8 protein-coding genes are annotated in these 13195 nt (G+C 68.3%); 4 read left to right on the plus strand and 4 right to left on the minus strand.

Going from position 1 to position 13195, the window contains the following annotated elements; genetic code table 11:
* The first annotated feature begins 118 nt into the window (after window positions 1-118).
* A complete protein-coding gene (cimA, locus tag ABZ928_RS16025) occupies window positions 119-1723 on the plus strand; it encodes a citramalate synthase (protein ID WP_361518606.1) in 1605 nt (534 codons plus the stop codon).
* Between the two features lie 43 nt (window positions 1724-1766).
* Here the strand turns inward: cimA and ABZ928_RS16030 are convergent, their stop codons facing one another.
* The 3 genes from ABZ928_RS16030 to ABZ928_RS16040 are packed head-to-tail and all read right to left on the minus strand — an operon-like array spanning window position 1767 to window position 5581.
* Entirely contained in the window at window positions 1767-4583 is a 2817-nt protein-coding gene (locus tag ABZ928_RS16030; protein ID WP_361518608.1) for a hypothetical protein, read from the minus strand.
* Between the two features lie 6 nt (window positions 4584-4589).
* On the minus strand, window positions 4590-4778 hold the full coding sequence (locus ABZ928_RS16035) for a DUF397 domain-containing protein (RefSeq protein ID WP_361518610.1): 189 nt from the start codon (window positions 4776-4778) through the stop codon (window positions 4590-4592).
* Window positions 4775-5581 (minus strand): helix-turn-helix transcriptional regulator, encoded by an 807-nt coding sequence (locus ABZ928_RS16040; protein ID WP_361518611.1) that lies wholly within the window; start codon window positions 5579-5581, stop codon window positions 4775-4777. The genes ABZ928_RS16035 and ABZ928_RS16040 overlap by 4 nt, the downstream gene beginning before the upstream one ends.
* A gap of 112 nt (window positions 5582-5693) precedes the next feature.
* Between ABZ928_RS16040 and ABZ928_RS16045 the strand changes: the two genes are divergently transcribed.
* The 3 genes from ABZ928_RS16045 (at window position 5694) to ABZ928_RS16055 (ending at window position 10686) form a co-directional block, all read left to right on the plus strand.
* Entirely contained in the window at window positions 5694-6119 is a 426-nt protein-coding gene (locus tag ABZ928_RS16045; protein WP_361518613.1) for an ATP-binding protein, read from the plus strand.
* Window positions 6120-6214: 95 nt separating this feature from the next.
* Window positions 6215-9235, plus strand: coding sequence for a glycoside hydrolase family 3 N-terminal domain-containing protein (locus ABZ928_RS16050; RefSeq protein ID WP_361518615.1), 3021 nt, complete (start codon window positions 6215-6217; stop codon window positions 9233-9235).
* Between the two features lie 74 nt (window positions 9236-9309).
* Entirely contained in the window at window positions 9310-10686 is a 1377-nt protein-coding gene (locus ABZ928_RS16055; protein ID WP_361518617.1) for a hypothetical protein, read from the plus strand.
* Window positions 10687-10737: 51 nt separating this feature from the next.
* Here the strand turns inward: ABZ928_RS16055 and ABZ928_RS16060 are convergent, their stop codons facing one another.
* A complete protein-coding gene (locus tag ABZ928_RS16060) occupies window positions 10738-13110 on the minus strand; it encodes a tetratricopeptide repeat protein (RefSeq protein WP_361518619.1) in 2373 nt (790 codons plus the stop codon).
* Window positions 13111-13195 lie beyond the last annotated feature (85 nt).

Consider the following 13195-nt stretch of genomic DNA (forward strand, 5'->3'; position numbering starts at 1 on the left):
TTTTTCGCTTTTCTGGCCCACCCGCAGCCGGAGGCGAGAGCGCGAGGGACTATGTGGGGACGGTGGAGCCGGTCATTCCGGTACAGACCGAGATTCAATCCTCAGGAGCCTTGAGATCATGACCGCAACCAGCGAGCTCGACGACACGTTCCACGTCTTCGACACCACCTTGCGCGACGGCGCGCAGCGGGAGGGCATCAACCTCACCGTCGCGGACAAGCTGGCCATCGCACGGCACCTGGACGACTTCGGGGTGGGCTTCATCGAGGGCGGCTGGCCCGGCGCGAACCCGCGGGACACGGAGTTCTTCGCCCGCGCCCAGCAGGAGATCGACTTCAAGCACGCCCAGCTGGTCGCCTTCGGCGCGACGCGGCGGGCGGGCGGGAAGGCGAGCGAGGACCCCCAGGTCAAGGCCCTCCTGGACTCGGGCGCCCCGGTGATCACGCTGGTGGCGAAGTCCCACGACCGCCATGTCGAGCTGGCGCTGCGCACGACGCTGGACGAGAACCTGGAGATGGTCCGGGACACGGTCTCCTACCTCCGCGAGCAGGGCCGCAGGGTCTTCGTGGACTGCGAGCACTTCTTCGACGGCTACCGCGCCAACCCGGAGTACGCGAAGGCAGTGGTGAGGACGGCCGCGGAGGCGGGCGCTTCCGTGGTCATCCTCTGCGACACCAACGGCGGCATGCTCCCCGCCCAGGTCCAGGCAGTGGTCTCGACGGTCCTGGCGGACACGGGCGCCCGCCTCGGCATCCACGCCCAGGACGACACGGGCTGCGCGGTGGCCAACACCCTCGCCGCGGTGGACGCCGGCGCGACCCACGTCCAGTGCACGGCCAACGGCTACGGCGAGCGGGTCGGCAACGCCAACCTGTTCCCGGTGGTCGCGGCCCTGGAGCTGAAGTACGGCAAGAAGGTCCTGCCGGAGGGCAAGCTGCGCGAGATGACGAGGATCTCGCACGCCATCGCCGAGGTCGTGAACCTGACCCCGTCGACGCACCAGCCGTACGTAGGCGTCTCGGCCTTCGCCCACAAGGCAGGCCTGCACGCCTCGGCCATCAAGGTCGACCCCGACCTCTACCAGCACATCGACCCGGAGCTCGTCGGCAACACCATGCGCATGCTGGTGTCAGACATGGCGGGCCGGGCGTCGATCGAGCTGAAGGGCAAGGAGCTGGGGGTAGACCTGGGCGGCGACCGCGAACTGGTCGGCCGGGTAGTGGAGCGCGTGAAGGAACGGGAACTCAAGGGCTACACGTACGAGGCCGCGGACGCTTCCTTCGAACTGCTCCTCCGGGCCGAGGTAGAGGGCAAGCCCCTCAAGTACTTCAACGTCGAGTCCTGGCGCGCCATCGTCGAGGACCGCCCCGACGGCAGCCACGCCAACGAGGCCACGGTCAAACTCTGGGCCAAGAGCGAGCGCATCGTCGCCACGGCCGAGGGCAACGGCCCGGTCAACGCCCTGGACCGCGCGCTCCGAGTGGCCCTGGAGAAGATCTACCCCCAGCTCGCCAAGCTCGACCTCGTCGACTACAAGGTCCGCATCCTGGAAGGCGTCCACGGCACCCAGTCCACGACCCGCGTCCTCATCTCCACCTCCGACGGCACGGGGGAGTGGTCGACGGTGGGCGTGGCGGACAACGTCATCGCGGCGTCCTGGCAGGCACTGGAGGACGCTTACACGTACGGGCTGCTGCGGGCGGGCGTGGAGCCGGCGGAGTAGGACGCAGAGTAGGACATCGGGCGGTCGCCCAGGGACGGGGCGCTCAGGGACGGGGGTGCCGCGCACACGCGGTGCCCCTCGGCGAGGGGATCACCACCGTTGGCTGCGGCTCCTGAGCGGATATCGCGGCCAGCCCCCAGGCCGCCCGGATGCCGTCGATCAGGGTGCGTGCGCTGTACGGCGACACGGCCAGTTCCTGACGGGCCTCGGCGAGCAGGTCGAGATGCCCGTCAGGGTGCTGCGCGGCGGCCGTCTGACGCCGGTTGAAGTCGGGGCGGGCGAAGACGTCCAGCAGGGTGAGCGAGAAATACGCGTACACGGCGGCCTCGTCGATGAGCAGTCGTGACTCGTCGGGCAGGCCGGTGGCCTCGTAACCGGCGAAGTGGGTCAGCGCGCCGCGTAGTTGGGCCGTCGGCTCCGGGCAGGGGCAGGCGGTGCGCAGCTGGGCCGCCAGATCGCGGAACGCCCCCAGAACGCTGGTGGTGTCGGGCCGCCACTGCTGCTTCGCCAGCAGGGTCCGGATACCGGCGAGTGTCTCCGACAACTCCTCGGTGATCAACGCGTGGGCCACATCGGGCAGTTCGACGTGATCCCTGGCGATCTGGATCTCCATCAGACGTCGGCCGTAACGGATGAGGTCTCGCGCGATGCCGCCCGACAGCGCGTGGGCGAGCCCGATATAGGCCGCGCCGATGTGGTTCGCCCGTTTCCTCAGCACGCGCTCCGACTCCGCGAGCGCGTACGGCCGCACATGCAGTACGTCGTCCAGGGAACTGTCGGTCAGATCGCGATGCGGCAGCCCGCGCCGGACGAACGCGGCGCCCACGTCCTCGGCGACGGAGATCAGGCAGTGCACATGGGGCACCCCCAGTATCCCCTTGATCTCGGCGAGGAATTCGAGGGCCTTGGCGTCCGTGCCGAGCCGGTCGACCTCGTCGATCGTCAGGACGACCCGGTTGCCCTTCTCGTGCTCGTCCTCCGCGATACGGCTGAGCAGCTCCCTGAACTCGGCCACCAGGAGGGGATAGTTGGGCGGCACGGAGGTCAGACCGCCGGAGTGCGCCCCGCCCAGGTTGAGGAACTGGGGGAGGCCCGTGGTCATACCGGCGGTGGTGCTCTGGACCGTCTGGAGACGGTAGAGGTGATTCCGGCACGCGACGACGAGCGGGGGCGCGGGGTGCGGCAACGGCCAGGGCCGCATGGCGGCCTTGTACAGCAGCAGGCCCAGAAGGAGCGCGGCGAGCCGGAAGGGGGTGTCGTCGTCGGTGAGGAGGGGGCGCCAGCTCTCGGAGGTGGCGATGAGGACCAGGATGACGAAAGGGAGCAGCGTGACGAGGGGGCGAAGGAGTTGCCGCCACTCGATGGACCTGGTGCCCCAGCGCAGCACCCAGTCCTCGGCGGAGACGGACGCGTAGAGGATGACCGAGGCCATCCACAGCATGATGGAGATCAAGGGCCACCCGGAGAGGCCGGAGCCCTCATGGGGGGCGTCGGTCGCGCTGTTGAAGTAGCGCTGTAGGTCGGGGTCGCGGAAGAGCGAGACAGCGGCGCCGGTGAACAACACGCAGGCGCTCCCCATCAGAATCAGCCAGCCGAACCGCCTCACCAGCCAGGCGAGGGCACCGGAGCGCCGCAGCTGCCACAGCAGTCCGCCCGTGATGGCGATGACGAGACCCGCCATCTGCGCCCTGCCGCCCATGACATCCGCCGCGAAACCGGAGGCGCGGTCCAGCGCCGCGACGGCGTACCGCCATCCCCACGGCCGGTCCTCCCCTTCGACCGCCTCCTTCGTGGCGGCGAACATGCCCAGGGCGAGGAGGAGCGCGGCGGCCACCGCGAAGGGGAACGGACGCGACAGCCGGGTGAGCACCACCGTCACCCGATGCCTGACCCGGTGCACATACGACAGCCGCACTAGATCCGGCGCTTCATGGCCCGCCCTCGCGATGTACTCCCGGCAGACGCTGATGAACACCGAGATCAGGAAGTCGTGCGGGGCGTAGGCGGCGGGAGCCTGGGCGAGAACGGAGAAGTCCCGCGGCCGCACGGCACTCCGCATGAGCGTCGACTTGCCCACCCCGCGCGGACCGCTGACGGCGATGGTCCCGTCCGCCAACTGCTCCAGCTTCTGGCGCAGTTCCTCGGTGGACCGGCTGTCGATGACGAAGTCTCGCTGGTGATGGGAGCGCAGCCCTTCATGGCTGCTGGTCACGAGCAGGGTGCCGAGGTCTTCGCCTATCAGGTCCTCGACGGCACGAGCTGTCTGCCCCTGGAGGAGGTCGTCGCGGTGCAGTTCTTTGATCCAGAGCGCCCCGTTGGCCGTCTCCGCGAGCCACGTCAGGGACGTGACCGGTCCGAGCAGCCACAGGCGGGCCGAACGGAGGAAGGCGCCTACCCGGCCCGGCGGCGGCTGAGCCGGCGGAGTCTTCCTCGCGAACACGGGGGCGGTGATGGCCAGCACCACGAAAGTGACGAGTAAGGGTGCGGGCCCCAAACCCTGGAGGAGCAGGAGGAGGGGCAGACCCCAGAAGAAGGCGACCCCCAGCATCCAGGGCAGAAAGAGGTCACCCTGCTGCTGGAGCGTGCTGAGCGACGGGTGGGAGGGCAGGGCCCAGAAGTACAGATCACTCCGACGGCGACTTCGCCGGTAGGCATCGTGCAGCGGCAGAGGATCCGTCGAGCCCAGTACCCCCTCGGCGTACCTGGACCCGCACATCACCTCCGCCACGACCGCACGCGTCACATTCGGTCGTTGCGCCAGCAGCCTGCTCAGACGCGGCTCGTCGAGGCAGGCCACCACGGCCTTCGTGTAGAACTCCTTCTCGGGCTCACTGGCCCACGCGTACCCCCCGTCGGCCATGGCTCCCTAGACGTGCCCCTCCTGGCGAGCGAGCCCGAGGAAGGCGGCCCAAGTGCCGGGCGCCACGGTGAGGTTGGGCCCGGCGTTCTTGGAGTCACGGATGTGGATCGCGGCAGGCTGGGTGGCGACCTCGACACAGTCGCCGCCCTCGCTGCCGCTGTAGCTGGACTTGAACCAGTGAAGTGCGGTGCTCATCGATCTCCTAGCAATCCATGCAAGAAGCGCGCGCTCTCATCCGGCGAGAGGGCCTGTGACCGCAGCATTCCATACTTCAGCTCATAGCCCCGGACCTCTTCCGGCTCATCGACGAGAAAGCTCGTGCGCTGGACCTCCAGGTAGACCAGTCGATTGTCATCCGGCGTCTCCAGCAGCACCAACGGGCCGTCGAGGCATGCGTGCGGCGCCCGATTCGTCGGCATGATCTGGAAGCTCATGTGAACGGGCTCGGTGTACTCCAGGATCTGCTCGTACTGCTCCCGCATCACCTCTGGTCCGCCGACCTCCCGTTGCAGAACGCTCTCCTCGATGACGAAGTGGCACACGGGCGGCTGCTCCCGCTGGAGCACCAACTGCCGCTCCATACGCGCGCTCACCCACTGATCGGCCGTCTCGCTGCCGATAGCCGGGTACCGGTAATCGAAGACGGCCCGGCAGTAGTCCCTGGTCTGAAGCAGTCCGGGAACTACCAGGCTCTGATACGACAGGAAGCTGTACGCCTCCTGCTCGTGCTCCACCAACGACTGCGCGAACTGCACCACCTTCTCCCGCACCGGAATCTTGTCCACCAGCACCGCCAACGCCCCGCCCGTGCCCAGCAGTTCATCGAACTGCTCCGCCCGGTCCGGCTGCAACGCCAGCCGTCCCTGCTCGATGGACCCCACCGTGTCCACGCTGATGTTCGCCCGCTCGGTGAGCTGTTCCTGCGTCAAACCGGCTCGTTTCCGATAGTGCGCCACAAGCGCCCCGACCGCGCGCCACGAACTGACCCTCTTCGCCATGGCCAACCCCTTCCCCCGTACACACCCCAAGTCCTCGTAGTGAGGTCGTAGTAATGAGAACTACGACTTCACTCACTGCTCCACCATAGTCACTCCCTGTGACAGTCGCCCCATGAACACCGAAGCCCCACCCCTCCACGCCCGCACCGCCCTCTACCCCCGCGACCGCAGGTCAGTAGCCGTGGCCAGAGATCTGACCCGCATCACCCTCACCGACTGGGGCCTGACCGAGCGGAGCGACGACGTACTCCTCTGTGTGAGCGAACTGGCCACCAACGCCCTCCTGCACGGCGTACCGGCGACCCGCTGCTTCCGCCTCGACCTGACCCTCACCGCCGACGGAGTCCTCCTCGTCGAGGTCGCCGACAGCGGCCCGGGCGAGATCCGCATCCCGGACCCCGCCCCGGATCCCGATCCCGACTCGGAGGGCGGCCGAGGCCTGATCCTCGTAGCCGCGCTGGCCGACAACTGGGGGGTACGGCAACGGGATCCGGGCAAAGTCGTCTGGTGCGAATTCCGGGGCTGCCGACTGCCTTGACGGCCTGCTGGGTCACCAGTTCACTCACGGCGTGAGGTAAGTCATGAGTGGACTACGAGAGCCACGAGAACCACGAGAGCCAAGGGGGACGCTCCATGCGAAGAACCGCCCTGCTCGCCTCAGCCACCCTGTTATCGGCCCTGCTGCCACTGACATCCGCATCCGCCCAAACCGCCGCCGCCGACGACCCGGCCCCCGTCCCCGTCGACCGCTTCGAAGGCGAGGTCCCCTTCGCCGGCCCACCGGAAGGCGGCATCTTCACCTGGGGCAGCGACACCGACGACCCGCCCCAACTCCAGCTCAGCACCCGCGCGGACGCCCCCGAGGGCACCCAAGTCCTCTCCGGCACCTACGACATCAGCGGCTACGGCGGCTTCACGCACGACTTCGCCTTCGCCGAACCCGCCCACGACTGGTCCGCCCACAAGGGCATCCGCTTCTGGTGGGACGGCCAGAACAACGGCAAGAAGGTCGCTTTCGAGCTGAAGGACGGCGGTGCCAACGGCGAGGCCTCCGAGCTGTGGACGACGTCCTTCACGGACGACTTCACCGGCTGGAAGCAGATCGAGATCCCGTTCACGGACTTCGTCTACCGCACCGACTACCAGCCCGTGGGCGGCATCGACCACGTCCTCGGCCTCACCGAGACCTGGGGATACGCCGTCACCCTCCCCGTCGGCACACCGGGCCAATTCGCCATGGACGACGTCGAGTTGTACGGCAAGGCCGACCAGTCCCTGCGCGCCACCGTCACCACCGACGCGGCCGTTTACCCGGTCAGCGAAGGCGCTACCGCATCCGTCCAGGTCACCCTCGCCACCACCGGCTCCGCCCCCGTCGAGGACCCCGTGACCGTCGCCTACGAGACGGTCGGCGGCACCGCGTCCGACAGTGACTACACCGCAGTCAAGGGCGAGTTCACCTTCCCCGCAGGCACGGCATCCGGCACAAGCCACACCCTCCGGATCCGCACCCTCAAGGACAAGTCCGCCGAGTCCGCCGAGACGATCCCCCTCAAGCTCACCGTCACGGGCGCCAAGGCCCCGACGGAGACTCCGCAGGTCGTCATCGACGCCCACGGACTCCCGTATCTCGACGCCAAGTTGCCGGTCAAGAAGCGCGTCGCCGATCTCCTCTCCCGTATGTCCCTCGCCGAGAAGGCCGGTCAGATGACCCAGGCCGAGCGCGGAGCCGTCGCGGCCGGCGGTGACGTGACCGCGTACGCCCTCGGGTCGCTCCTCTCCGGCGGCGGTTCGACACCGACACCGAACACGGCCGAGGCGTGGGCGAAGATGATCGACGGCTTCCAACTCCGCGCACAGGCAACCCGTTTCCAGATCCCCCTGATCTACGGAGTAGACGCGGTCCACGGCCACAACAACCTGGTCGGCGCGACGGTCATGCCCCACAACATCGGCATCGGCGCGACCCGCGATCCCCAACTCGCCCAGCGGACAGGCGCCGTGACGGCCGCCGAGGTCCGCTCCACCGGCATCCCCTGGGACTTCGCCCCCTGCCTCTGCGTCTCCCGCGACGAACGCTGGGGCCGCGCCTACGAGTCCTTCGGCGAGGACCCGGCCCTGGTCGACTCCATGGAGACGGTCATCCAGGGCCTCCAAGGAGCCGCGAACGGACGGGACTTGAAGGAGAACGACAAGGTCCTCGCCACCGCCAAACACTTCGTCGGCGACGGCGGCACGACCTACGGCTCCTCCACCACCGGCTCGTACACCATCGACCAGGGCGTCACCCACGTCACCCGGCAACAGCTGGAGGCCGTCCACCTCTCCCCGTACGCCACCGCCGTCGACCGGGGCGTCGGCACGGTCATGCCGTCCTACTCCTCCCTCGACGTCCTCGGCGACGGCCAGGGCCCGGTCAAGATGCACGCCCGCGCCGACATGATCAACGGCGTGCTGAAGGGCCGTATGGACTTCGACGGCTTCGTGATCAGCGACTGGGACGGCATCGACCAGATCCCCGGCGACCGCGCCTCCGACGTCCGTACGTCCGTCAACGCGGGCCTCGACATGATCATGGCCCCGTACGCCTACAAGGACGTCCACGCCACCCTCGTGGCCGAGACGGAAGCCGGTCGCATCACGGCGCAGCGCATCGACGACGCCGTATCCCGCATCCTCACCCAGAAATTCCGCCTGGGCCTCTTCGAGAAGCCGTACGCCGACACGAGCGGAGCCTCGGAGATCGGTTCGGCGGCACACCGCGCGGTGGCCCGGCAGGCGGCGGCCGAGTCGCAGGTGCTGCTGAAGAACGCGGGCGGGTTGCTGCCGCTGCGGAAGTCCCAGAAGGTGTACGTCGCCGGCTCCAACGCCGATGACATCGGCAACCAGACCGGCGGCTGGACCGTCACCTGGCAGGGCTCCTCCGGCGACATCGTCCCCGGCACGACGATCCTGGAGGCGCTGCGGAAGAACGCCACGCAGCTGACGTACTCCAAGGACGCCTCCACCCCCACGACCGGCTACGACGTGGGTGTCGTGGTGGTCGGCGAGACGCCCTATGCCGAGGGCGTGGGCGACGTGGGGAACGGCCACGATCTCGAACTGTCCGCCGCCGACAAGGCAGCCGTCGACAAGGTGTGCGCGGCGATGAAGTGCGCGGTGCTGATCGTCTCCGGCCGCCCCCAGCTCATCGGCGACCGGCTCGGCGAGATCGACGCGCTCGTCGCCTCCTGGCTGCCCGGCACCGAGGGCGACGGAGTCGCGGACGTCCTCTACGGCAAGCGCCCCTACACCGGCCAACTCCCGCTCACCTGGCCGAAGTCGGAGGCCCAGCTGCCGATCAACGTCGGCGACACGTCGTACGATCCCCAGTTCCCGTACGGCTGGGGCCTCACCACCCTCACCAAGGTCCCGGACGGGGGCGCGGCCACGCTGAAGGCGCTCGGCATCGCGGCGGCGGTCGCGGAGCGGACGGGCGCGGACGACGAGGGCCGGGCGCTGGTGAAGAAGGCGAGGCTGATCGTCCAGCAGAAGCCGATCACGGCGGCGACGGCGGCGCCCTTCGCGGACGCGGACCACCTCCTCCTGACCGGCCGGTACGGAAAGGCGGTGGAGAAGCTGACGGAGGCGTTCCGGGCGGCGCCGACCGGCTGAGGCTGTTGATGACGGCCTGAAGCTGTCGACGACCGTCTGAGGCTGTTTTGGGAGGCTTCGGGTAGCTTCGAAGTATGAAGTCCGTCGCAGGGACCGCCCCACGGACCCGAAGCCTCCCAGGGCTGCTCGCGGCCCTGGTGCTGGCGGCCCTGACCACCCTGTGGCTGTCACCCCCGCCCGCCTCGGCGGCGACGAGCGTCTCGACGATCGCCGACGCCCTGCGCGAGAACCCGGTCTACGTCGACCCGGCGGCGTCAGCACAACTCTCCTCCGGAGAGGCCGACGTCCTGGCGAAGCAGATCAAGGACGCCGACAAGCCGCTCTTCGTGGCGGTCCTCCCGGCCGACTATCCGACCCAGGACCTGTTCCAGAACCTGCGCACCGCGACCGGCGTGACGGGCCTGTACGCGATCCGCCTCGGCGACCGCTTTGACGCGCGCGCGGACTCGACGGTCCTGTCCCGCACGGCCGTGAGCAACCTGGTGAAGAGCGTGCAGGGCGAGCAGAACGCCAGGACCCAGCTGGACGACTTCACGGACAGGGCGCTGGCGAACATGGGCGGGACGGCCCCGTCCAGCTGGGGCGAATCGTCGAATGACGGAGGCGGCGTCCCCACCACGGCCCTGATCACCACGGGCGCGGTCGTGGTCGCGGGCGGCGCGGGCGCGTACGCCCTGGTCCGCCGCAACCGCCGCCGCCACGTGGAGGAGCAGCGGGCGGCCCTGGAGAAGCTGCGCGTGGTGGTGGACGAGGACATCACGGCGTACGGCGAGGAACTGGACCGCCTCGACTTCCACCCCGCCGAACCAGGCGCCGACGACGCGATGCGCGCGGACTACGAGCGCGCGCTGGACGCCTACGAACAGGCAAAACGCCTGATGGCGGCGGCGACGAAACCGGAAGACGTACGACCGGTCACCCAGTCCCTGGAAGACGGCCGCTTCTCCCTGACCCAACTCGCGGCCCGCCGCGAGGGCACCCCCCTCCCCGAACGCCGCCCCCCATGCTTCTTCGACCCCCGCCACGGCCCCTCGGTCACGGACGCCCCCTGGACACCCCCCAACGGCGCCCCTCGCGAGGTCCCCGTCTGCGCGGCCGACGCGACCCGCCTGGCCGACGGCCGCGACCCGGTAATGAGAGAGGTGGACACCCCTGAGGGCCGCCGCCCGTACTGGGACGCGGGCCCCGCCTACGGCCCCTGGGCCGGCGGCTACTTCGGCGGCGGCCTCCTCCCAGGCCTCCTGGTCGGCACCCTGCTCGGCTCGATGATGTCCACCCCCTCCTACGCAGCCGACTACGGCTCCGGCTACGGCGACTTCGGCACGGGAGGCTACGAGGGCGGCGACGTGTCGGGCGCGGACTTCAACTCCGGTGACTTCGGGGGCGGCTTCGGCGATGGCGGGGGAGGGGACTTCGGTGGGGGTGGCGGGGACTTCGGCGGGGGCTTTTGATCTACTGGTGGCCTCTGCGTAAACGGGGAGAGTTCGTGGCCCGGGAGCCGATTACAACAACTCCGCGAGACGTCGTGCTTCGGCCGCCTGCGCGGCGGCACCGGCCCGCTCATAGGCTGCGGCAGCAGCTGTGCAAGCGGACTTGGCGCGCACCGGCCGATTCGTGACTGCGTAGACCCCTGCCATGTTGTTCAAGGTGCCTCCGACGTAGAACCAGTCTTCGGTTTCTTCGAACAACTTGAGCGCTTGCTGGAATGCGTCCAAAGCGTCCTCGCTACTACCCAGTCCGAGATACGCGCCGCCGAGGTTGAGCCACGCCGTCGCCTCTGTGTGCGTGTCTCCTAGGAATCCGTTCCAGTCCCGAGCCCGTCGATGGGCTTCGGCGGCCTTTTCGTGCAGGCCAAGACCTTGCAGGGTCAGGCCCAAGTGGTTCCACACCTTCGCCCTGAGATGCCATTCGCCGAGTTCGGCGGACAAGCCGAGGGCGCGTCTCAGCGTCGTGACGGACTCGTCATGGCGGCCGAGCTTGAGCAGAACGAGGCCGAGGCTGTTCAAGGTGGTTGCCTCTCCAGTTCGATTGCCGGCCGCGCTGTGTTCGGCGAGCGCTTGTGCCAGAGCGGCCTGGGCTTCTTCGTACCGTCCCAATTCATCCAGAGAGATGCCGACATTGGTGCGGACCGTGGCAGCTCCACGTATGTCCCCCAGCTCCACATAGCTGCGGAGACTGTGTTCCTTCGCTTCCAGAGCCTCGTCGTGGTGACGTAGCCCGCTCAATGCGAGTGCGACGTTGTGCCATGTCTTGGCCTGGCCGTCGAGATCTTCGAGTTTCAGGTAGAGGTCCCGCGCGTGATCATGGGCGTCCAAGGCTTCGTCGAATCGCCGTAGACGTGTGAGCGCCCCGCCGAGGATGTCACACGCCAGCGCTTCAGCCTCGGGAGCGTCGAGCCTGCGTGCGGTGTCACGCGCGGCTTCCGCGAGGGTTGCGCAATCGTCGAAGGCGTGACGCAGCTCCAGGTACGTGTCCATGGACAGGGCCAACCACATTGCTATCTTGGCCTGCATCCTGTCATCGGTGTCGGCCCAGCGCGCAGCCGCCAGCAGCCCAGGCCGCTCGGAGTCCAGCCAGCTCAGGGCGTGGTTCCGTCCGCCTTGGAACCATGTGGACGCTCTGTCGGGCTCCTGGATCTGGAACTTGGCCTCCAGAGCTGCTGGGTAGTAGTACTTCAGCAGTCTCCCTCTGGCCTCGGTCGCCTCAATGAGCAGATCCGGGTCCGTCATGACGACTGTTCGGATGTACAGGTGCACGAGGTCGTGCATGCGCCGATGACCGGCATGGCCGGGAGGGCCCAGGAGGGAAGCGGCGGTGAGATCCTCCAGCAGCAATTCCAGCTGCTCCTCCGGCAGTCCTGCGAGGTGGGCCGCTGAGGCAGTGCCGATCCCTTCTTCGGGAACCTGCCCCAGCAAGCGCACTACGCGCGCGAGTTCCGGCTCCAACCGGGCGTACATCACGTCGAAGACCGGTCGCAGAGCAAGCTCTCGCCGATACTGGTCGACTCCGTCCCACTCAAGGGCCCGCACCCGGTCGGTCGCCTTTCGGAGTTCTGTCGTGAGAGTGGCGATCGGACGGGTCCGCCGACGGCGCAGCATTGCCGTGACGATCAGCAGCGCGAGCGGCAAGTGGCCGCACAGCTCGGCAAGTTCACGCGTTGCGGCGGGTTCATGTTTGACGCGAGTGTCACCTGGATTGTGCTTACGCAGCGCACGTTCGATGAGCAGGCACGAGGCGTCAGGGGTGAGGGCGTCAATCACGAACTGCCGTACAGGAAGGGAGTCCTGGACATCTCGCGAGGTGACCAGGACCCGGTGTCCCTGGCCTTCCCCTGGCGCGAGAGGGGCGATCTGCGCTGGACCAGACGCATTGTCCAGGACGATCAACATGGGTTGACGGGAAGCAAGTTCGAGCCTGTACCGCGCGTACAGGTCGTCTGCGGTCGGCGGCATCTCGGCTTCGCGGACACCGAGTGCCCGCAATAGCGTCAGCGCCGCGTGGTCCGCCGTTGTCGGTGCGTCGTCATGGCCGCGAAGGTCGATGAAGAGCGCACCACCGGGAAACCACCCATGTCGGCGCGCCGCGTGTGCGACGTGCAGGGCCAGTGCGGTCTTGCCGACACCACCGAGTCCGGCGACGGCGATCATGTCCGCGGCCTCGTCTCCGCGGTCGGCATCGGGATCGAGAACGTGCAGCAGGCTGGCGACCTCTGCATCGCGTCCGGTGAACGCGGCGGGCGCCGATGGAAGAACGGACAGTGAGGGCTCGGCGTTCTCGGGCTCGGCCTTGGCTGTGAACGGTCCGAGGAAGGTGCTCCCGCGAAAGTCGATGTGGTCGCCTCGCACCTCGGTTGCCCTCTGCCCCCGTTCTGTCATGCCACCCATTGTGATCCTCTCGGCAAGGTGTGCGGGGCGAAGACAGCAGAGTGACGATCTCAACCTGTTCTCGTTAAGGGAAGCA

The organism is Streptomyces sp. NPDC046909 (genome assembly GCF_040644695.1).
GTDB lineage: Bacteria > Actinomycetota > Actinomycetes > Streptomycetales > Streptomycetaceae > Streptomyces.

Coding starts and splice junctions, on each gene's coding strand:
- cimA (WP_361518606.1), top strand. CDS start 119: ATGACCGCAACCAGCGAGCTCGACGACACGTTCCACGTCTTCGACACC.
- ABZ928_RS16030 (WP_361518608.1), bottom strand. CDS start 4,583: ATGGCCGACGGGGGGTACGCGTGGGCCAGTGAGCCCGAGAAGGAGTTC.
- ABZ928_RS16035 (WP_361518610.1), bottom strand. CDS start 4,778: ATGAGCACCGCACTTCACTGGTTCAAGTCCAGCTACAGCGGCAGCGAG.
- ABZ928_RS16040 (WP_361518611.1), bottom strand. CDS start 5,581: ATGGCGAAGAGGGTCAGTTCGTGGCGCGCGGTCGGGGCGCTTGTGGCG.
- ABZ928_RS16045 (WP_361518613.1), top strand. CDS start 5,694: ATGAACACCGAAGCCCCACCCCTCCACGCCCGCACCGCCCTCTACCCC.
- ABZ928_RS16050 (WP_361518615.1), top strand. CDS start 6,215: ATGCGAAGAACCGCCCTGCTCGCCTCAGCCACCCTGTTATCGGCCCTG.
- ABZ928_RS16055 (WP_361518617.1), top strand. CDS start 9,310: ATGAAGTCCGTCGCAGGGACCGCCCCACGGACCCGAAGCCTCCCAGGG.
- ABZ928_RS16060 (WP_361518619.1), bottom strand. CDS start 13,110: ATGACAGAACGGGGGCAGAGGGCAACCGAGGTGCGAGGCGACCACATC.